Consider the following 21,236-nt stretch of genomic DNA (forward strand, 5'->3'; position numbering starts at 1 on the left):
TTACAAGAGAAGAAATTGGCAGCCGAAATACCCCCTTAAGTCCTATAAATCTATGATAAACTAGTCATCGGTGTCCTCCATTTTATAGAGGGTACTCACACACATCAAGAATCTACATAGGGGGAGAAACAATTGAAGAGAGTCATTCTAGCATTCCTTTTCGCAGCCCTGTTTTGGGTTGCTTCACCGGTCCAAGCCGAGACAACGGTTGGTCCGGATAAAACGTGGACAATCACGTTCAACACGGCGATCGATCTCCAATCCGCTGACGAGGCGATCACGGTCACAAACGAAAGCGGAGACGAAATCGACGTCGATGTCTGGCATCAAGATAGTCAGAAGAAACACATTAAAGTAAAACCATCGGGTGGAGCGGAATACCCATCAGGCACGTACACGCTTACCGTCAGCAAACAGGTGAAGAGTGTCGCCGGCGTGCAGGCGGAGACGGAAGCGACCAAAACCTTCACGGTCGCTGCAAACGATTGGGGCGAGTGGACGTCTGTCAAAGCTCTGGACATCCAGGATACGAACGGACAGACAGCGACGATTCATCTGCTTGCAAATCAAGTCTTGCCACAAGAATCCCAGTCCACAAGTTGGTCGGCCAATAAAGTAGACGCTGATTTTAAATTCGGTATTGAAACCAACGGAGAGAAGAAGGTCAGCGATGTACTGGTAACGGACAAAGCGAAGGCGGCTTTCTATCAGAATGCTGTAGTAGATGTAGACTGGCAGTTCAGAAAGATTGAGGATCGCATCTTTGTTGTGACGCAGATGGAAGACGACCGTTACACGTTCGATTATTATTATGGTGTCAAAAATGGCAACATAGAGCGTATTCAGCTGGATTCTGTCTATAATGGCACCGAGGACAAGGTGTATAACGATCAGAGTAATCTCAAACATGAGAGCGGCAACACGTTCGTGCGAAACTATTATAGTTCTTTTGCGGACGATCAGCTGAAAGCGGCCTTTGTTTTCAATCATGAGTCTATGAAGCTGGTAGAGCAAACGTACTTGACACAGGCACAAATGGAACAAAAATCGGACTACTTGCAGGATAAAGTACGCAACATCATATACGGAGATTTGAAGGCGAACGGAGAAGACAATCGTTCATATGAAAGAGTCGAAACAAAAATCGACGAATACGTAACCAATGAATTCGGTGAAGCGGTAAAAGTCGTTTACGAAGAAGCTTGTGTCGATTGCAATCAAGTGATGCAGTTTAACAATGATTGGCGCTGGGACATTCATTCTTTCGTGATGGAAGATTACAAAGACCGAGTGATTATCGAAACGACTGCGCTGGATACGCCTGAAACGTACGGATCGATTGACTGGATCGTACTGAAAAAAGAGGGCGATCACTGGAAGCTGGATGAAATCTTCTATGCACACTTCCAAAAAGATATCCACCTAGAACTATCCGTCGACTTGGCCCGACAAGTTCTTCTTAGCAGTGACTTCGCTGTTTCGGACAATTACAGACACGTCACATCTTATAACGAAGAAGTGAAAGATTACTATGATCAGTCTTACACGACGACGTTCCATCGATTCAAAGATTCAAACAATGGACACATAGTAGAAGTCGATGCTTCGACCGGTGCCATTCATAATGTAGAATAAAAAGAGGGGACAGTAGCCGTTTGAGCTACTGTCCCTCTGTTCGTTTTCTAGCCTCCATGAGCTCGGAAACTGCGGTGAGAGCTCCTATCAAGACCGTTTTCAGAGTGGTGGCAAGCTGAAAGTGTCTTTAGTTACTCAATCAAAGCGGTTTTCTGAATGTCATCATTTCAAAACCGCGTTAATAGCCCCGATTATGACGGTTTCCAAGATCGATACAAGCCAAAAGTGCTTTAATGAATCTCATACTGCCCAGCCGGATCCTCACGTTTGCCAAACCAAACATGCGCATAGTTCCCATCAATGCAGAGCAGGGAGTGGGCACAGGCGATTAAACGCACTTTCGCTTCACCTGATCTCATAAAACTGTCTTAAGTGACCTCCTTACAACCTTTTCAGAAGAAACGCCGCCTTAAAAAGGTCATAAAGTGCTCCCTTACAGCAGTTTCACATGCCACCCTGTCACAACATCGTTTTAATCCCCCCGCGCCCCACCTACGAACTCGCCTTCAACGTCGCAAACGGCCGCGCATGATACTTCATCCCGTATCCCACCTTCGCAAACCGGTGAATATGCTTCGCAATGCACTCCGCGCCATCCTTTTGATGCGTGAAAAAAATCACGACGGGGTGATCGAGCGAATCATAGAAGAAAATCGGATTGAGGCTGCGCATCGCATGTTCAAACGGCCAGTACCCGAACAAATCCAGCTGCCGCACCCACGCATCATCCAAAATACTCTCAATCGGAACAGATTCCTCGGGGCCAAAAGACCGAATGACGTGATACATCGAAGCGGCTTGCAAATAGGAAAAAGCCGACTCGTCCCCCGAGACGACATCCATGAAGTTGACGAGCTGCGTCCCAGCAGCCGACTCCGCATAAATTTCCCCGTCTTCACTGATGATTCTCCAGCCATTCCTCAGCCGTAACTGGGAAAATTGTTGGATGAGCGCGCTCAAGTCGCACATCGTATAAGGCGATTGAGCAGATGTCGGCCGTTCTTTAAGATGAATATTCATTTGCGTCGCATCGCGCGTAAAGACCATTTTATTCCTCATAACCGAACTCCTCTCTAAAAAGCAGGTTTTGTTCTTTATTAAGAATATTATACAATGCGAATCGACAGATAAGAAACGCCCGTATTCCGCTTATTTCGAAACACATGAACCGTTTGCTTCTCCATTCGTCCGTTTACAACGCATTACGTTCTTTTTAAAGAACGATTCAAATAGAGTTTCACACTCAAGCCAGTAGGGGTATGGTATATAAAAACAGGCAGAGGTGTACATATGTTATTTTCAGGAACAAAATTATCCGATTTATCCAAAACGTCGATTCTTTTGATCGTCATCGTGTTTCTATCGATCGGAGTCAGCATTTACGTATTCGCGGACTTATCATCAAGCGTCTTAGAAAAACAAAAATTCGCGATCGACCAAGCGGCCTTCGACGCCGTGAGGGCGACATCCTTCGCCGCACTCGACCCCATCTTGAAAGTCGTGACCCAGGCCGGGTCCGTCATCTTGATCACCGCCGGTTCGCTCGCGCTCGTCGTGTATCTCTTATTCTTCTCGAACATGAGCCGCTGGGTCGGCGTCTATTTCATCGTTGCGATGGGCGGCATCAGCTCGCTCACGAAACTTACAAAATCCCAATTCGACCGTGACCGCCCCGAGTTCATGGGCGAATACCACGGCGAAACATCAAGTTTCCCAAGCGGCCACGCCTCCGGAGCGCTCGTCTTCTACGGCTTCATCATTTATCTCATCGCCATCAGTCCTTTGGAAAAAAAGACAAAATGGCTGATCGGCATAGGTTTGGGTCTGCTCACTTTGATTATAGGAGTCACCCGGGTATATATGGGCGTCCACTTTTTCACAGACGTCGCAGCCGGATTCTTCTTCGGCCTCGCCTGGCTGGTGATCTGCATCACCGCCCTAGAACTCACCCTCTGGCGCCAACGCAGACGCCAAGAGAAAAAACAACACACAACCCAAAAAGGATCAGCGCACCAATAAGCGCTGATCCTTTTTTCTTAGTATGAATAGTCCGTTCGACAAGTGGAGTGGTGGCGAGGGAAGGGAAAACAGTCCGCTTTCCGCGGGGAACGCTGAGCCTCCTCGAGCTAAAGCTCTGTGGGGTCTCAGCCTGTTCCATTTTCCCGCAGGAGCTACCTATTTTCCCTTCCCTCACCTTCGATGTAGAGGAGAAACGGACCGACGATAACCCCAGGACTTGAATAGTAGTGTGCTATCGGTCCTATTCTGCCGGGTTCCTTTCTCCATCATCAGATAGAAGAGGTTCGGGGAACGGGGAGACTCCTGCAGGATGAAGGTGCATCGTGAGACCCCGGAAGGCGAAGCCTGAGGAGGCTCACGGTACCCTGCGGAAAGCGACTCGTTCCCCGAACCTCTGCCGTACCCAATCAACGCAAAGGAACCTATTACAGCAAATAAAAAAAGCCGCCTCCCATTCCGAGGCAGCTCCTGTTATGCAAACTTCTTCAACTCCTGATACATCCTCTGACCTTCCTCATTCAACACACTACCATTCCCCGAACAAGAACCACATTCCTTCTCAAACTTCGTCTCCTCATAAGCCATCTCCCACGCCGCCTTACCCTCAGCATAATTCAGACGCTCATAATGATCGACAATCATATTCGCTTTACTATCATCATATTCCTCATATTTTCCAGAACCATGGCAGACGGGACAGACATTATATAGCGTACTCGTTTTATTCATGTCAATTCTCTCCCTTGAAAATTTTTGTATTACGAATGATTTTATGAAATATTCTGACTAATTACAATAGGTACGCACTCATTTTTACATTAAAAAAAAGAAAAAAAGTCTGTCCGCCCGATTTAACAATGATTTCTATTGTATACCTGAGAAATTATACCGATATAAATAGAAATACGAGCATAGAGGATGAGTACCGTGCAACTGAGTGAACTAGTGAAGAAGGTCAACCAAACCGTAGATGAGATGGACCTCGTCACGGCAAGAACCTATATCGAAGAGAATTTAGACTTGCTGACCGATAACAAACATCTATTGAAGTCCAATGCCCGCGAACTGGTGAACTATTTCAACGAAAAAAGGAAAAAAGGCGAAGTACCTCTGACAAGACAAGAAATGAGCGATCTCAACGCCGTCAACGTCTATGCGAAGCGCTTTGACGTTCGTGGCTTGAAGATGATGGTGAAAAACAAGAGAGCCCTCTTCCTCAAGAAAGAAGCGCTCTCCTATTTGCACGCCGATTCCAAAGCCCTGCTTGCCGGTATGGGCGTTATTGAAAAATAGCATCGCAAACAAAAGCGAACGGTCTCAGGACCAGTCGCTTTTGTTATATTAAAAGGTTACTCTATCCATATTCAAGTGTATATACTATAAAACTTTTACACTATTATATATGAAATATATGCTATCATGACAAATAACAACCGTTTTTTACTCATTTCGATAAAAATCATAGCATTTATACCAAATGAACATAAAAGTAAGGTAGTATACGAGTAACCAATGGATTAGATGGAGGCGGGCGCTATGAGACCGGTAGAATACAAACAACTTTTCCAGCAATTATGGGAACGATGCGAAGATCCCATCATGATTGTGGAAGCAGATCACACCATCATTGAGGTCAACAGGGCTTTCGAAGAGACCCTCGGTTACCAGAACGACGACATCAAAACCCTCGACCCGTTTTCAATCTTTGATGAAGATTTCCAATATTTACTTCATAATCATCAAGAAAAGTCGAAAAAAGAAATAAGATATGTGACAAAGAGTGGACAAGAAGCAAAAGCGATCATCACTTCCGAACCCCTTCAATTCGACGACCGAACCGTTTGGATGCTACACGTAGAACAAGAGAATGAATCGTTGATAAAAAAAGCGTTGGACGAAGCACCGGATCCCGTCATCATCCACCATAAGGGTACCGTTCTGTTTGCGAACGTGGCGTGCGGTAAAATGCTGAATGTCGACAGAATTGAGATAAGCGGCCAAAATATCTTCGACTTCATTCACGAAGACAGCCGCACGCATCTCGAGGAACGGGCTTCCGTAAGCAGCCATCAAGGAGGACTGGATCCGGCCACGATGTTCGCTGACTTAGGGGACGAAACGATCAAACTGTTCGTTGCGCCGACCCCGGTGTTTTTCCAAGGAAAGGCTTGTACGCAAGTGTATATGAAACCGATCCATGAGAATGCGACCGAAAATGACCTCTACTTCGGCGATCTGCAAGTCGACGTCGAGCACCAGTGTGTCTATAGGTCCGGTCAACAAATCCCGTTATCGTCCAAAGAGTTTCTCATTTTACTCAAGCTCGTTCGCACCCCAGGTAAAGCGGTAAGTGTGCAGAAACTGTATGAAACGATTTGGGGATCCGATAGCATCGGCGACACGCGTACGGTCATGGTCCACTTGAGCAACCTTCGCAAAAAAATCGAAGTGAATTCTTCAAAGCCGAAGATCATCCAAACGGTCCGAGGAGAAGGATATAAGTTCCAACCACCTGTTTAACTTTCATACGATTGGTATACAAAATTGTTAATCCTTTCTAAGAAAATCGGTATATTTTCTATACAACTTGAATCTCTGTGCTATAATGTGACTATCTTTTTTAAATTTCGACAGGAAAGAGAGGTTTTACCATTTATGGAAGAAACAATTTCGCTGAAAGAGATCTTTGAGGTCCTGAAGAAGCGAATCCTTATGATTCTCGGGATTGCCGTCGGTGCTGCCATCATCAGTGGCTTGATCACGTTCTTCGTGCTCACACCAACCTATCAATCTTCCACCCAATTCATAGTCAATCAGTCTCCCGAACAACAACAGACAGCGGCCTATGACATTAATGACATAAGAACGAATGTGGAACTGATCAATACATATAACGTCATTATCAAAAGTCCAGCCATTCTAGACCGAGTGACCGAAGAACTTTCCCTTGAAAAATCAGCGGGAAGCTTGGCGAGCCAAATTCAGGTATCCAACGCCAATCAGTCGCAAGTCGTCGATGTCACGGTGACCGACCCAGATCCAGCGCTTGCGGTCGAAATTGCCAATACAACGGTCGAAACGTTCCAAGAAGAGATTCCGACCTTGATGAACGTGGATAACGTCAACATTTTATCACCAGCCGTAGCGACAGCAGATCCATCACCCGTCAGCCCGAAACCGATGCTGAACATCGCCATCGCGATCGTCGTCGGATTGATGGCCGGAGTCGGACTAGCGTTCTTGCTTGAGTACTTAGACAACTCGATCAAGTCCGAGCAAGATATCGAACAAGTTCTTGGCATGCCCGTCATGGGTGTCGTATCCACGATCAGCCAGGAAGAAGTCGACAAAGCGCTGATGAATGCAAAAAAGCCTAGACCCGTTGAAGTAAGGAGGGAGTCGATTGGTTCTTAGAAGAAAGAAAACGGGCATCCAATCACAAGCAAGAACGCTGATTGCGAATGACAACCCGAAATCACCGATCTCAGAGCAATACCGTACAATCCGGACCAATTTGGAATTCGCCTCGGTCGATGAGACGTTGACCTCGATGATGGTCACATCAGCCGGACCGGCCGAGGGTAAGTCGATCACGACAGCGAACCTTGCCGTCGTCTTCGCCCAGCAAGGCAAGAAAGTCTTGCTTGTCGACGCGGACCTGCGTAAACCGACGATCCATTACACGTTCCGATTAGACAACACGCTCGGACTCAGTACATACTTATCAACCAGCCAAAGACTCGCAACCATCGCTCAACCGAGTCCGATTGAAAACTTAGACCTTGTCAGCAGCGGACCGATTCCACCGAACCCATCCGAACTGCTCGGATCGAAAGGGATGAGCAAGTTCATCCTCGAAGCCAAGCAGAACTACGACATGGTCATCTTCGACTCCCCGCCCGTACTCGCGGTCACCGACTCGCAAGTGTTGTCGTCATCCGTTGACGGAACATTGCTCGTCGTGCGCAGTAAGCAGACGGAGAATGATGCGGCTGTGAAAGCGAAGGAATTGTTGACGCAGGCGAAAGCCAATATTCTTGGCGCCGTGCTCAACGACCGGGAACTGAAAGCGAATAATTATTATTACTATTACGGCAATAGCTGAAGAAAACCACCAGTCTACACTCAGACTGGTGGTTTTGTTGTTTGTAGATCCAAGTTTAATTAGAACTCTCTAGAGGTTTCGTATAACAAAATTGAGGTGGTGGAGAAACGGCGACACTCCTGCAGGATCTGAGGGCTGGGTGAGATCCCGCAGGTTGTGAAGCGACCGAGGAAGCTCACCGCCTCCTGCGGAAAGGGAGTCGTTTCTCCACCACCTCTACACATACCATAGATGAACCGATCGGATCCTTCCCATTTGAATCTATAATAAGTAGTCCAAACGTATTATAAACCCACTTAAAGTAATCTTTAGGAAACATGACTCCCGAAACTCCCACTAAGACCCATATTTCGACCTCAACTTTCCCAAGTATGGAAACCAACACCCAACAAACCCTATTATATCAACGATTCATAGAATCAAAACTTCATATATAAACTCAACAAAAACCAACCGAATATTCATCAAAAATCTATCAACTAACCTCTAATTCTTATATAAGTGTCATATAAAGACAAAATTAGACGTTTCAATTATTTTCCGTTGCTGATATACTAAGAAACAGCAATTACCCAATAAGGAAAATATTTAAATATTTAATCTTACTTACCATATTTATAGATAGAGAGGAGTGGGTCTTTTGATAGATATTCACAGTCACATACTACCAGGCGTCGATGACGGAGCACAGACGATCGACGACAGTATCGACATGGCACGAGCGGCTGTGGAGGAAGGCATCCACACCATCTTGGCAACCCCGCACCATATGAACGGCGCATACATAAACGCGAAGCACGACATTCTTCCGAGAGTCGAAGAGTTGAATCATAGACTAGAAAGAGAAGGCATCGAACTTACCGTACTGCCAGGCCAAGAAACACGCATCAACGGCGACATGCTTGAAGGGATCGAAGTGGGCGACGTCCTCCCTCTGAACAACACAAGCTACGTCTTTGTGGAGTTTCCCTTTGACACGGTTCCGCGTTACACGAGTCAACTGCTGTTCGACATGCAGGTGACCGGCTACCGACCGATCATCGTGCACCCGGAGCGCAATAAGCGGATACAAGAGGATCCCGATATCCTCTATTCTTTTGTAAAAAAAGGGAGTTTCACGCAGCTGACAGCCGCAAGTGTAACAGGACACTTCGGCAAAAGTAGTCAGAAACTGGCACATCAGTTGATCGAAGCGAATCTGGCGCATCTCATTTCATCGGATGCCCACAATACGTCAAGCCGTGGATTCCATTTGAGGGACGCCTATCAGGCAGTGGAGAAAAAGTACGGCTTGTCTTCGGTCTACTTCTTCCAAGAGAACGCGGAGTACCTCATTCGTGACGAAGTGCTAGCAGCAGAGCCGCCGCAGCACGTAAAGAAGAAAAAATTCCTCGGGTTGTTTTAATGTGAACGAACTACCGAAATCAGTTACGAAGACGATTCGTTACATCAAGTACCAGGCACCCGAAGACAAACTCATTCAACTAGAGAAAGAAATCAACCAAGCGATCAGACGTCGCAGACTAGGAAAGGAGAGGGAAGTACATGACCGCCGCTTATAAGACACGCCTCGCGATACTCGTAGTCATCGATTCGATCATCGTATCCTTTTCCATCTTCATGTCGCACTTTTTCTTGAATCCTTATTTCGCCAGCTTCGATACGACTGTCGCCGTCAGCGCCGTCGCCCTACTCGTAGGTCACCACCTTTTCTCTGCTTTCCTTGGAATGTACAAGAAGAAATGGCGCTATGCCAGCATGGAAGAACTGTTCGGCATCATTGTTGTGGTCAGTTTATCAATCGCAACCGCCGCCATCGTCCAAGCCGTCACATTCGCCAGCATTTACGAGCGCTCTCTTACGATTACATGGTTACTCCATATCATCTTCATCGGTGGTGTTCGCTTCGCTTGGCGTTACTACAACACGTACGGCTTGCAGCTATTACCGAAAGCGAAAAAAGCAAAGCTTGTTAAGAACAATCCGAACAGCCAGACGACCTTGATCATCGGGGCTGGAGCGGCTGGCCGGATGCTTGCAAGACAGTTGAAGGATTCAGGAGATATCAACACCCACATCGTCGGATTCGTTGACGATAATCGCAACACCCATCACCTGACCATCAGCGGATTCCCCGTTTTAGGTGGAACGACCAAAATCGAATACATAGTAAGAGAATACAACGTCAACCACGTCGTGATTGCGATGCCGAGCGTCAGCCGTGAGCGCATCAAGAACATCATCAAGCAGACGAAAACAGTCGTGCAAAACATCCAGACCCTGCCGATGCTTGAAGACATCGCGCTCGGGAATGTATCGGTCAGCCAAATCCGCGACGTACAGATCGAAGACCTACTCGGGCGCGAACCCGTTGAACTCGACATCGAATCGATCGAGTCCGAAATCAAAGGACGCACCGTTCTTGTTACAGGTGCTGGCGGATCAATCGGTTCCGAAATCTGTCGCCAGCTTGTCAAGTTTGCACCGAAGCGTCTTGTGTTACTCGGACACGGAGAAAACAGCATTTATCACATTCATAGAGAATTATCCCAGCTCGATATCGATACCGACATCATTCCGGTCATCGCAGACGTCCAGGATCGCGAACGCATTTTCCAAGTGCTCCAAACCTACGGACCATCGTACGTTTATCACGCCGCTGCGCATAAGCACGTGCCGTTGATGGAAGCGAACCCGAAAGAAGCATTCAAGAACAACGTCATCGGAACGAAGAACGTCTCCGAAGCGGCCGACGCCGCCGGGGTGAAGACCTTCGTCCTCGTCTCCACCGACAAAGCCGTCAACCCACCAAACGTGATGGGCGCAACGAAGCGGATGGCTGAAATGGTGATTCAGACGTTAAACAAAGAAAGCCAAACGAAATACGTAGCCGTCAGATTTGGAAACGTCCTCGGAAGCAGAGGTTCCGTCATACCATTGTTCAAGAAACAGATTGAAGACGGCGGCCCTGTTACCGTCACCCACGAAGACATGACCCGTTACTTTATGACAATTCCGGAAGCATCAAGACTCGTGCTTCAAGCAGGAACACTCGCACGAGGCGGAGAAATCTTCGTTCTCGATATGGGCGAGCCGGTTAAGATTGTCGATCTTGCACGTAACTTGATTCAGCTTTCTGGGTTTACGGAAGATGAGATTCCGATTAAGTTTGCGGGTATTCGTCCTGGTGAGAAGATGTATGAGGAACTTCTTGGTGATGATGAAGTTCACAGCGAACCGGTGTTTCCTAAGATACTAATTGGGAAGACAGTTGAGTTTGATGGTGCGCATGTGATGCGGGCTGTTGAGTATCATGATGAGTTGAGTGAGGATGAGCTTAGGGAGTATGTGATTGGGTTGGCGAATGCGGGGGAGCAGGATTTGGTTGTGAGTGGGTAGTGTAAAAACCAACTCATTAAAAGGTAACTGAATGGCTCTCTTTTTACGCGAGTCTGACCCACTTCCCTGTGTTGTACGTCCTGTAGTCACCATAACCTAAATGAATCTGTCGCTCTAAGTAAGTGGGCCAGGGGCAGGCACCCTGTGTGGAACAGTGCTTGAGGTAGTGTTCTGTAATTAAGTGCTTGAGCCACTCTGTGCTCAGTGGTTACATAATGTAGTGTTTTATCGTAATTTTTATATCTAGTGAGGTGAGTATATATTAAGAAAGTGAAGAAGGCGATTATTCCTGCGGCAGGTTTAGGGACACGGTTTCTTCCTGCAACGAAGGCGATGCCTAAGGAAATGCTGCCTATTGTTGATAAGCCAACGATTCAATACATATTAGAAGAAGCAATTGAATCAGGCATTGAAGATATCATAATTGTAACCGGTAAAGGAAAGCGTGCGATTGAGGATCATTTTGATAAGAACTTTGAGCTTGAGGATAACCGATTACAGAAAGAGAAGTATGACCTTTTAGATAAAGTGAATGCCACTTCTAATGTAGAGATTCACTTCATTCGTCAGAAAGAACCAAAGGGCTTGGTCATGCGGTTTGGTGTGCGCGTAAGTTTATTAACGATGAGCCGTTTGCCGTGCTTCTCGGTGATGACATTGTACAAGCAGAGAGACCTTGCCTTCGTCAGATGATGGATCAGTACGAAGAGACACTATCTTCAGTGATTGGTGTGCAGACCGTTAATAATGAAGAAACCCATCGTTATGGCATCACCGATTCTCAGCTACAAGATGGACGTCGTTATCAGGTTAATACGTTTGTAGAGAAGCCAGCACAAGGAACGGCTCCTTCTAACCTTGCGATTATGGGACGTTATATTTTGACTCCTGAAATCTTCATGTTCCTTGATAATCAGGAAAAGTTGTTGGTGGCGAGGTGCAGTTGACGGATGCGATTGAGAACTTGAACCAGATCCAGCGTGTGTTTGCTTATGATTTTTAAGGAAGACGCTTTGATGTTGGGTAGAAGCTCAGGTTTGTGAAGACGACGCTCGAACTCGCGCTTGAGCGTGATGAGTTGAGCAGTGAAGTGTTGGAGTATTTGCAGGGTGTGGTCAGTGAGCAAGTGGTGAAAAGTTAAAGGTTGCTTTTAGAAGCAGCCTTTTGTGTGTGAAAAGGAACTAATATTTGAGACTTTACGATATGAAACTTTAATCGGGTGTAGTTGGTTCTAGCTCTTGCGAGATATTTCTAAATACTAACGACGTTGGACAAACTCTTTTCAGAGTTTAAGCGGTAGTAAAAGAAACCCTATCATCTAGAATATAGCAGTATACATGCAACGGTATTGTCTCCTTTACCGATATCAATGGAGGCACTCGACTGTGCTGTGGGTTGGAAGATCACCTTAGATGCGTTTTGTTGTCATTAGTGTGGTGTGAGGTGGGGTTAAATGCCCTTTATTACATATTATTTATAAGTTCTATCCTTTCAAGGTTCTATATAATATAAAAGAATGTGACGAATATGATTAAATCTACTAATGAAAAGGGCTTTACTTTGTTAGAAGTATTGTCTGTTTTGGTAATTGTTGCAATCATTTACTCTATTGCTGTTCCTGTGGTTTCTGGAGTAATTGAGATTGCAAGGGAAGGTCCTTGAGAGGATAGTAGGCTTATTACCGAGAAAGATTATGAGTGAGAGTTATCCTTGGAGGGATTGGGTCATTCGGATGCTATGCTTAGTGTGCATAGTGAGGGTTCTTCTGATGGGGATGAAGAGGATAGTGATGTACCATTTTTATAAGGGCCTAAAGGGGCTCTTTTTTTACACATTGGATGGTCAAACGGAATTGACTATCGTGCTTAGAAAGACCGCTAAAAACCTCGCGCGATAGGGGGTTTGAGCACTTTCAGTGAAATTTATAGCTTGATTGAATGGTATTGTGCTGCATATAGGTAAAGAGGTGGCTATCGGGTATAGGTAACAATTTTAGTGGTTTAGTAGTTAGTTGCAAGAATAACAGATTCTAATTAAGTCCTAATCTACTAAAATATAAATTTAATTAGGGAAGGAAGTCTAGAAAATGGAATCGACAAAAGTAAAAGAAAGAATATTCCTCTCTTCACCACATTTGAGTGATGAAGGTTATGAAATGCAATATGTTAAGGAAGCTTTTGATACAAACTGGATTGCTCCCCTTGGTGAAAATGTAAATGGGTTTGAAAGGGAATTAGCTGAGAAGGTTGGTTCTAAATCCGCAGCAGCACTTTCTTCTGGAACAGCTGCTATTCATTTAGCCCTTAAAGCGGCAGGAGTTGGAGAAGGGGATATTGTATTCTGTTCAACACTTACATTCTCCGCTACTGCAAATCCAATCATTTATCAAAATGCCATTCCTGTTTTTATAGATAGTGATTATGAAACGTGGAATATGAGTCCGAAAGCATTGGAAGAAGCGTTTGAAAAGTATCCAGAAGTGAAGGCAGTACTGGTCGTTCATTTATATGGTTTATCAGCAGATATGGACAAAATTATGGAAATCTGTAAGAAACACAACGTAGCGGTTATAGAAGATGCAGCGGAGTCGTTGGGTTCTTACTATAAAGGTAAGCATACAGGGACTTTTGGTGACTATGGTATTTTCTCTTTTAATGGAAACAAGATTATCACTACCTCTGGTGGGGGGATGCTTGTTTCTAATAATGAAGAGAGAATTGCGAAGGCAAGATTTTGGGCCACTCAATCCCGAGATCAATCAAGGCATTATCAACATAGTGAATTAGGGTTTAATTATAGGATGAGTAATGTTGTTGCTGGGATTGGTAGAGGGCAGCTTAAGGTGTTAGACCAGAGAGTTGCTAAGAAGAATTACATCTTTGAGTTCTATAAGAGAGAGCTTGGAGGGCTTGATGGTGTTGAATTCATGCCTAGTAATGATTGGGATGAACCGAATTATTGGTTAAGTTCAATGATATTAAGTGGACAAGTTAGACCAATTGACGTTATGGAAGCTCTTGAAAAAGAAAATATTGAGTCAAGGCCGGTTTGGAAACCGATGCATATGCAGCCATTCTTTGAGAAATATGATTTTGTTGGAACCGATGTTTCAGAGGAGTTATTTGAGAATGGTTTGTGTTTGCCTTCTGATACGAAGATAACAGTTGTACAGTTGGCGAAAATTGTAGAAATTATTAAAGGGTTGTGGGTTTAATGCAAAGTAATAGGAAGTTAAGCCTTTTTATTAAAAGAATAATAGACATATTAGGTAGTGGATTGGGATTATTAATCATATTACCATTATTTATCATTGTGATCATACTTATTAAGGTTACAATGCCAGGCCCTATATTTTTTAAGCAGGATCGGGTGGGTAAGGATAAAAAGGCATTTCAAATACTAAAATTCAGAACTATGAAAGTAGATACAGAGGCTGAAAAAAACTTGGATTTTTCTAAAGATAAAAATCGCTTAACAACTTCAGGGAGAGTCTTAAGGAGAACAAAGGTAGATGAACTCCCACAACTTTTAAACGTATTTTCAGGTGACATGAGTTTAGTAGGTCCAAGACCAACAGTGGGGATTCAAGTAGATAATTACACTGAATTTCAGACTCAAAGACTTAATATGAGGCCGGGAATGACAGGTCTTGCACAAGTGAATGGAAACATCACATTACCTTGGAAACAAAGAATAGAATACGATGTCGAATATATTAGAAACTTTTCAATCTTATTAGATTGCAAAATCCTTATTAAAACTGTTGCGATTGTATTATTGGGTGAGAGAAAATTTAAAAAAGAGAAACATGGCATCTAAAAATGACATAGCATCTAGTGATTAGCAGTAAGTTTAGTGGTTTTGAGAGGAGAAAGCTATGAGAGCAATATTAATAGGATCGGTTGGTTCAAGTAAAGTGGTCTTAGAAGAAATAATAAAAGTCAACTTTCCAATTGATATGGTATATTCATTGGATGAAAAATATTCGACAAATGTATCGGGGTATGAACCAATCCATGAATTAGCGGAAGCTAATAATATTCCGTATCGAAAGTTTAGAAAAATAAATGATGCAGAGCATGTAAAAGAAATTCAAGAAATTAGCCCAGACTATATTTTTGTAATCGGATTATCTCAATTAGTTAAAAAAGATATTATTAGTGCTGCTAAGAAAGGAGTAATTGGATTTCATCCAACTGCCTTGCCAAAGTATAGGGGGAGAGCAGCTTTAGTCTGGCAGATATTATTAGGCGTGACTGATGCAAAATGTTCACTTTTCTTTATTGATGAGGGGATAGATTCAGGCGATATTATTGGACAAGAAAGATATTCTATTAAAGAAACCGACTATGTTATAAATGTTATGAATAATTCTAGAGAAGCGCTAAGAACTTTAAGTAATAAGGTGTTACCTCAAATTATGAATGAATCAATTCAACCTAAATCCCAAAATGAGGAAGAAGCTACCTACTTATTAAAAAGAACTCCTGAAGATGGGGAAATTAATTGGAGTAAGCCAATATCCGATATATATAGACTGATAAGAGCGACTTCAAAGCCGTTCCCAGGGGCATTTTCTGATTATGATGGTGAGAGTAAAACTATATTCTGGAGAGCTGAATGCTTAGAAAATAGTAAATATGTTGGTGTTCCGGGCCAAATAGCTAATATAACTGATGAGTATATTGATATTGTTTGTATTGATGGTCTTCTTCGTGTGCAAGAAATTGAAACAATTAACGACGTTAAATTTATCGTAGGACACAAGTTTAAATAATAAAACTAGAGGTGAAAACAATGAAGGTGTTAGTATTCGCGCCACACAACGATGATGAAGTTTTGGGTGTGGGTGGAACAATAGCTAAATATTCCGAACTAGGATACGAAATATACGTATGTGAGGTTACAAGTGGAGATAACCCAGAAAGAGTCAAGCAAATTCAAGAGGAAGCTTTGAAAGCTCATAAAATATTAGGAGTAAAGGAAACAATTTTTTTAGGTCTACCTGTTGTGAAATTAAGACATACACCAACTGTAGATATCAATTCAAAGACACTAGAAGTAGTAGAAAAGATAAAGCCGAATTTGGTATTTGTTCCTCATAAAGGTGATATGCACCAAGACCATGCTGAGGTAACTACTAGCGCGATGGTTGCTCTACGACCTTTTAATAATCCTCAGTTAAAGGCTATCTATGCCTATGAAACTTTATCTGAAACTGAATGGAATACACCAACAATAGATAATGCTTTCATACCAAGTGTCTGGAGCGATATTACCGATACAATAGACCTTAAACTTCAAGCTATGGATTGCTTTATAACACAAGTTAAGGAGTTTCCACATCCTAGGTCTTTAGAGGCGATCGAAGCTCTTTCAAAATTAAGAGGTTCAACAGTTTGTGTGAAAAATGCTGAGAGTTTTATGTTGATGAGAAGCAATATATAGATTAAACGGGTTTGGAGCTGAAACAACATGTTATCTATAAACGAGTGGTTGGGTCAAACATCTTCAAGAGAAAAGCTCATTGTTATTGGAGCAGGTAGCTTAGGGAAGTTAACAATTGATTGTGTACTGAAAAATAAGGACTATTTAGTAAATGATGTAGCTTTACTTGATGATAACGAAGAAGTTCAAGGTAAAAATATACTGGGGATTCCGGTCATTGGTACAATTGAACAAGCTAAAGTTTTAAATGTAAAGGGAAATATAATATTTGTAATTGCTATTGCTAATAATAAAATAAGAAAAAAAATTGTTGAGGAAAATCCCGTATTGAATTATAGAAGTATCATTAGTAAAGAGGCAATTCTTTCTCCATTTTCGAAGGTTGGCGTAGGAAGTATTATTTTACCAGGTGTAGTAGTGGACCCTGAAGCTGATATAAAGGATCACGTGATTATTAATAAGGCATCGACAATTGCACATGATGTTCTCCTTAAGAATTTTTCACAAGTTTCTCCAGGTGTTAACTTTGGTGGGGATGTTGAATTAGGTGAGTGTTCATTTATAGGATTAGGAGCTTCAGTATTGCCCAATGTAAAAATAAATGAAAATGTAGTTATAGGGGCAGGAGCAGTCGTAACTAAAGATATAGATATCATCAATTCTATATATGTAGGAAACCCTGCACAATTACTAAAGGAAACCTACAGCTAAGAAAGTCAGGTGGATGTAATTAAAATAACTATTGTAGGGGGAGCAAGCTTTGTTGGATACTGGGTTAAAGAGGAGTTTAAGGAGCAAGTGGCCCAATACTAAAATTAAAATAATTGACGCACCACCTCGGGACTTCCATTAATTACTAACAAATAAGGACATTATAGACTTCTCCCCCTCAATTATAGTTATTAGTTTATACGATCTACGGATTTATAGCTCTTTATTTTATAGTGTTGAGAATAATGCGTTAATCAACTCTTTAAATCGTATTATGGAAGTTTCAAAGGAACTGAGCTGTCAACTGGCTTAAATTATTAATAAAAATAGTTAATTAAAAAAACTTTAATGTAATAGAAGTTGTTATCAAGCCTATAATACATATAACTTTTTTATTATGCTTGAGTCACTGGGGCCTGTTGTTACTTTCCTCAGCATCAAATTATCAAGAAGAACAAAAGTAAGAATATCAAAAGTGGAAAGAGAGTTTATCTATTTTAAAAGGACTGTTCCAAAAATTATGCGTCATACATTAGTGAATACTGCCTATTCAGTGGTCTTATTAAAAACTAAAGAATAAGTATTAGTCATTTGTACAATATGATATATAGCTATTTAAGTAGAAATAGTATAGTTGAGTTTTTTGACGATAAATGCACTTTTGCAAAAGTAAATGACACAAATTTAACGGAAGAAAATATTCGGTCGGCAATTTATGAAGATATAATAAAATATCTATCATGCTATAAAAGTAGTTCGAGGTGTACTGTAAATGATGATATCTAATAAAGTTGAGAATATTGTAATATTAAACCACCACGCCACAGCACCAGATACTGGTGGAGGAGGTAGACATTACGAATTAGGTAAGAGTTTATCAGAAGCTGGTCATAATGTATGTGTGTTAGCTTCTTCATATGATAATGGAAAAAAAGAGTACCTCACCTATGAAAAAGTTAATGAAGTTAAGTTTTCTGAAAGATTTAAGTTTATTAGATTTAAAACTGCACCTAGCTATAAAAGTACATTAGGGAGATTCCTGAATTATATAAACTATAAAAACTATGCGGGCGCGTATAGTAATTTTGGGGATACTCCCACAATTATAATTGCTTCTTCAGTTCATCCTTTAGCTTGGATAGCAGGCTATAAATTAAGTAAAAAGTATAATGCTAAATTTATAGTAGAAGTGAGAGATTTATGGCCTTTAACTATGTACGAAGACTTTTCAGGGTTAAAAAGAAAATTAGTGTTTAGTTATTTGGAAAGCCTTGAGAAAAAGTATTATAGGCTAGCTGATGCAATTATCACTACCGCACCATTTGCATTTGAGTATATAGAGTCAAAATATAATATAGACAAAAGTAAAGTACATTATATACCTCATGGTATTGACATAGAAAAATTCGATGATGAGCAAAAAATGTCCGATGATATCCTTTCAGAAGAGTTGAGTGAAGTATTAAACTCTTATTTTTGTGTTACTTATACTGGGGCACTTTCGAAAAGTGAAGGATTATCAACATTTGTTAAATCAGCAAAATTATTAGAACAATATAAAGATATAAAATTAGTTGTGGTCGGTGGTGGCCCAGAGAAAAATAAATTAGAAAAAATTATTGAAGAAAATAAACTAGAAAACGTAATTATATTTGGAAAGCAGCCCAGGAAATATATACCGTTAATTTTAAAAAAATCCAAAATATTATTTTGTGGTTTGATGGATCGAGAGGCATTTAAATATGGTATTAGCAAGAATAAGTTTTATGATTATATGGCTTCAAATAAACCAATTATTTTTTGTTCAAACGTTCGTGGGAGCTTAATTACTAAAGCAGGAGCAGGTGTCACAATAAAACCAGGTAACTCTGAAAATTTAGCTGAAAATATTATTAGTATATATAATAACTACGACAATGTTGGTGAAAAATTTGGATCAAACGGACGTCGATTTGCCGAAGAAAATCATACAGTAAAAATTGTATCTGATCAATTCTTAAATGTGATATCGCATGTTAAATAAATTAAAATTGAAGAGGTTGTTATGATTAGATCATTAATATTCGATTTTGGATTGCCATGGGTTACTAACAGATTTTTATACTCTATGAAACTTAAAATGATGAGAGGTGTACCTTGGACAGAAAATCTATTTGAAAAGAATATAGAAGTTAAAAGGTTAAATATTTTTAAAATGAATACTGAGGCTATAGAGGGTTTTTTGTCCTCAATCCCTTCAAGAAAAAATGAACAAATTATTCAAGCAGCAAATAAAGCAACTAACGGTATAATAACTGGCTTTTCATCCATTGATCTTGATTATGGTAGTGAGTTAAATTGGCATTATCATCCGATAAGCAAAGTACAGATAGACAATAAAAAGAAATGGTATGAAATCCCTGATTTTGACCCTAGTAGAGGAGATATTAAAGTTGTTTGGGAGGCTTCTAGACTAACACACTTTTTTTACTTAGCTAGGGCTTATATGTTAACAAAGGATATGAAATACTACCAAGCATACTCAAGACAGCTTGAGGATTGGATAAAAAACAACCCATATTCATTTGGAGCTAATTATAAGTGTGGTCAAGAAGCAACATTGAGAATGATTAGCGCCTTAATAGGGCATTCAGTCTTTCATAATTATGGTTTAATTACTGATAAAGATCAAAAAAACTTGAAAGAACTTGTAAGAGGTAGCTACAAGAAAGTACTCTCTAACTTCTTTTATGCAAATAAATGCATTAAAAATAATCATACACTATCTGAAATTTGTGGATTAATAATAGGTAGTTGGTGTTGTGAAGATAGTTCTAGCCTAGTAAGAGCATATAAGATGATGGATAGGGAAATTAGTAGACAATTCTCAGATGACGGTGGATATATTCAAAATTCGTTTAACTACCAACGACTCGCTCTCCAAATCATGGAGTGCGTTTTAAAATTGAGCGAGGTAACTAATGTTATCCTATCGGACAATAGTAAGGACTTGATTCTTAAAAGTGCCCACCAAATGTATCAAATGCAAGATGAAAGCGGGGATCTTCCAAATCGAGGAGCAAATGATGGTGCATTAATATTCCCAGTTACTTCTTGTAGTTATCGTGATTTTCGTTCGGTTATTAATACAATAAATACCCTTTTGAGTAATGAGCGTTTATATGATAAAGGACTTTATGATGAAGAAATTTTATGGTTCTCCAATAAAAAGTTAAATGACATTCCTGTAAAAAACCTAAAGAGAACATCTAATGCATACTTTGAAGCTGGTATTTTTTCATTGAGGAAAAATGAGGATAGTTTCTTAATGACAATTTTAAAAAATAATAAAACTAGACCTAGTCACATGGATCAACTGCACGTAGATCTTTGGCATAGAGGAATAAATGTCTTTTGTGATAATGGAAGTTATTCGTATGCTGACCCAATTGGGAAAAATTTGTCATTAACTTCATCTCATAATACAGCAAAAGTAAATGAAGTAGAGCAAATGAATAAGAAGGGTGCTTTCTTAGTAACAGATTGGACAAAGAGCCAAGATGTAAGTTTTACAGAGTCTAGTTTTAATGGAACTTTGATATCACGGAACGGGTATAAGCATAAACGAAATATTGAGAGTACGGAAACAGGATATAGAGTATCAGATGTAATATACGGTAAAGGTATTGGTTGTGAATTTCGTTTTCACACACCTTGTGATGTTGAAATTACTCCAATAGGATTCGATCTTTATTATAATGGTCGAATTCTAACTAGCATTGAAACAAAAGGTGTAGTGGAAGTAAAGAAAGCTTATAGAAGTCAACAGTATATGAGAAAAGAAGAAATAAAATGTATTACTGTTAAGGGTGAAAAATTAAGTGAACAATATCAGATGAGTTTTGATATTAAATTAATCTAAAAAAATTAACTTAATCGA

Annotated in this window: 19 protein-coding genes and 1 pseudogene; 18 read left to right on the forward strand and 2 right to left on the reverse strand. The window is 41.2% G+C overall.

Annotation, left to right across the window (positions count from 1 at the left end; genetic code table 11):
* Nucleotides 1-132: 132 nt before the first annotated feature.
* Nucleotides 133-1,635 carry an Ig-like domain-containing domain gene (locus H0266_RS10585; protein ID WP_181472362.1) on the forward strand — a complete coding sequence of 501 codons (1,503 nt, stop codon included), beginning with the start codon at nucleotides 133-135 and terminating at the stop codon, nucleotides 1,633-1,635.
* A gap of 492 nt (nucleotides 1,636-2,127) precedes the next feature.
* On the opposite strand, the gene H0266_RS10590 is transcribed toward H0266_RS10585, so the two are convergent.
* Nucleotides 2,128-2,694, reverse strand: a complete 567-nt coding sequence (locus H0266_RS10590) for a hypothetical protein (RefSeq protein WP_181472363.1) — start codon at nucleotides 2,692-2,694, stop codon at nucleotides 2,128-2,130.
* Nucleotides 2,695-2,925: 231 nt separating this feature from the next.
* On the opposite strand from H0266_RS10590, the gene H0266_RS10595 reads away from it, so the two are divergent.
* Entirely contained in the window at nucleotides 2,926-3,654 is a 729-nt protein-coding gene (locus H0266_RS10595) for a phosphatase PAP2 family protein (protein WP_181472364.1), read from the forward strand.
* A 471-nt stretch (nucleotides 3,655-4,125) separates the two neighbouring features.
* Here H0266_RS10595 and H0266_RS10600 read toward each other — a convergent pair whose 3' ends face one another.
* Nucleotides 4,126-4,383, reverse strand: coding sequence for a hypothetical protein (locus H0266_RS10600; protein ID WP_181472365.1), 258 nt, complete (start codon nucleotides 4,381-4,383; stop codon nucleotides 4,126-4,128).
* 189 nt (nucleotides 4,384-4,572) lie between these two features.
* Here H0266_RS10600 and H0266_RS10605 point away from each other — a divergent pair, with 189 nt between their 5' ends.
* The 16 genes and pseudogenes from H0266_RS10605 (at nucleotide 4,573) to H0266_RS10680 (ending at nucleotide 21,218) form a co-directional block, all read left to right on the forward strand.
* Entirely contained in the window at nucleotides 4,573-4,947 is a 375-nt protein-coding gene (locus H0266_RS10605; protein WP_220127220.1) for a hypothetical protein, read from the forward strand.
* A 243-nt stretch (nucleotides 4,948-5,190) separates the two neighbouring features.
* Nucleotides 5,191-6,174: a winged helix-turn-helix domain-containing protein gene (locus H0266_RS10610; protein ID WP_181472366.1), complete on the forward strand. Its 984-nt coding sequence runs from the start codon at nucleotides 5,191-5,193 to the stop codon at nucleotides 6,172-6,174.
* A 135-nt stretch (nucleotides 6,175-6,309) separates the two neighbouring features.
* The gene (locus H0266_RS10615; RefSeq protein WP_181472367.1) at nucleotides 6,310-7,068 is read left to right on the forward strand and encodes a YveK family protein; all 759 of its coding nucleotides are present in this window, start codon (nucleotides 6,310-6,312) and stop codon (nucleotides 7,066-7,068) included.
* The gene (locus H0266_RS10620) at nucleotides 7,058-7,759 is read left to right on the forward strand and encodes a CpsD/CapB family tyrosine-protein kinase (RefSeq protein WP_181472368.1); all 702 of its coding nucleotides are present in this window, start codon (nucleotides 7,058-7,060) and stop codon (nucleotides 7,757-7,759) included. Before H0266_RS10615 ends, H0266_RS10620 begins: the two co-directional genes overlap by 11 nt.
* 640 nt (nucleotides 7,760-8,399) lie before the next feature.
* Complete coding sequence (locus H0266_RS10625; RefSeq protein ID WP_181472369.1) at nucleotides 8,400-9,164, forward strand: tyrosine-protein phosphatase; 765 nt, start codon at nucleotides 8,400-8,402, stop codon at nucleotides 9,162-9,164.
* 1 nt (nucleotide 9,165) lies between these two features.
* Nucleotides 9,166-9,321: a hypothetical protein gene (locus tag H0266_RS10630; protein ID WP_181472370.1), complete on the forward strand. Its 156-nt coding sequence runs from the start codon at nucleotides 9,166-9,168 to the stop codon at nucleotides 9,319-9,321.
* Entirely contained in the window at nucleotides 9,305-11,158 is a 1,854-nt protein-coding gene (locus tag H0266_RS10635; RefSeq protein ID WP_181472371.1) for a polysaccharide biosynthesis protein, read from the forward strand. The genes H0266_RS10630 and H0266_RS10635 overlap by 17 nt, the downstream gene beginning before the upstream one ends.
* Before the next feature lie 261 nt (nucleotides 11,159-11,419).
* Nucleotides 11,420-12,299: pseudogene (gene galU, locus H0266_RS10640) on the forward strand (UTP--glucose-1-phosphate uridylyltransferase GalU).
* Nucleotides 12,300-12,685: 386 nt separating this feature from the next.
* Entirely contained in the window at nucleotides 12,686-12,820 is a 135-nt protein-coding gene (locus H0266_RS10645; protein WP_181472372.1) for a type II secretion system protein, read from the forward strand.
* Nucleotides 12,821-13,244: 424 nt separating this feature from the next.
* Entirely contained in the window at nucleotides 13,245-14,372 is a 1,128-nt protein-coding gene (locus tag H0266_RS10650; RefSeq protein ID WP_181472373.1) for a DegT/DnrJ/EryC1/StrS family aminotransferase, read from the forward strand.
* The gene (locus H0266_RS10655) at nucleotides 14,372-14,977 is read left to right on the forward strand and encodes a sugar transferase (RefSeq protein ID WP_181472840.1); all 606 of its coding nucleotides are present in this window, start codon (nucleotides 14,372-14,374) and stop codon (nucleotides 14,975-14,977) included. Before H0266_RS10650 ends, H0266_RS10655 begins: the two co-directional genes overlap by 1 nt.
* Before the next feature lie 58 nt (nucleotides 14,978-15,035).
* Nucleotides 15,036-15,935: a methionyl-tRNA formyltransferase gene (locus tag H0266_RS10660; RefSeq protein WP_181472374.1), complete on the forward strand. Its 900-nt coding sequence runs from the start codon at nucleotides 15,036-15,038 to the stop codon at nucleotides 15,933-15,935.
* A gap of 20 nt (nucleotides 15,936-15,955) precedes the next feature.
* Nucleotides 15,956-16,606, forward strand: coding sequence for a PIG-L deacetylase family protein (locus H0266_RS10665; protein WP_181472375.1), 651 nt, complete (start codon nucleotides 15,956-15,958; stop codon nucleotides 16,604-16,606).
* Nucleotides 16,607-16,633: 27 nt separating this feature from the next.
* On the forward strand, nucleotides 16,634-17,317 hold the full coding sequence (locus H0266_RS10670) for an acetyltransferase (protein WP_181472376.1): 684 nt from the start codon (nucleotides 16,634-16,636) through the stop codon (nucleotides 17,315-17,317).
* Between the two features lie 772 nt (nucleotides 17,318-18,089).
* Complete coding sequence (locus tag H0266_RS10675) at nucleotides 18,090-19,340, forward strand: glycosyltransferase family 4 protein (protein WP_181472377.1); 1,251 nt, start codon at nucleotides 18,090-18,092, stop codon at nucleotides 19,338-19,340.
* 21 nt (nucleotides 19,341-19,361) lie between these two features.
* On the forward strand, nucleotides 19,362-21,218 hold the full coding sequence (locus H0266_RS10680; protein WP_181472378.1) for a heparinase II/III family protein: 1,857 nt from the start codon (nucleotides 19,362-19,364) through the stop codon (nucleotides 21,216-21,218).
* Nucleotides 21,219-21,236 lie beyond the last annotated feature (18 nt).

This window comes from Halobacillus locisalis, from assembly GCF_013694105.1.
GTDB lineage: Bacteria > Bacillota > Bacilli > Bacillales > Halobacillaceae > Halobacillus > Halobacillus locisalis.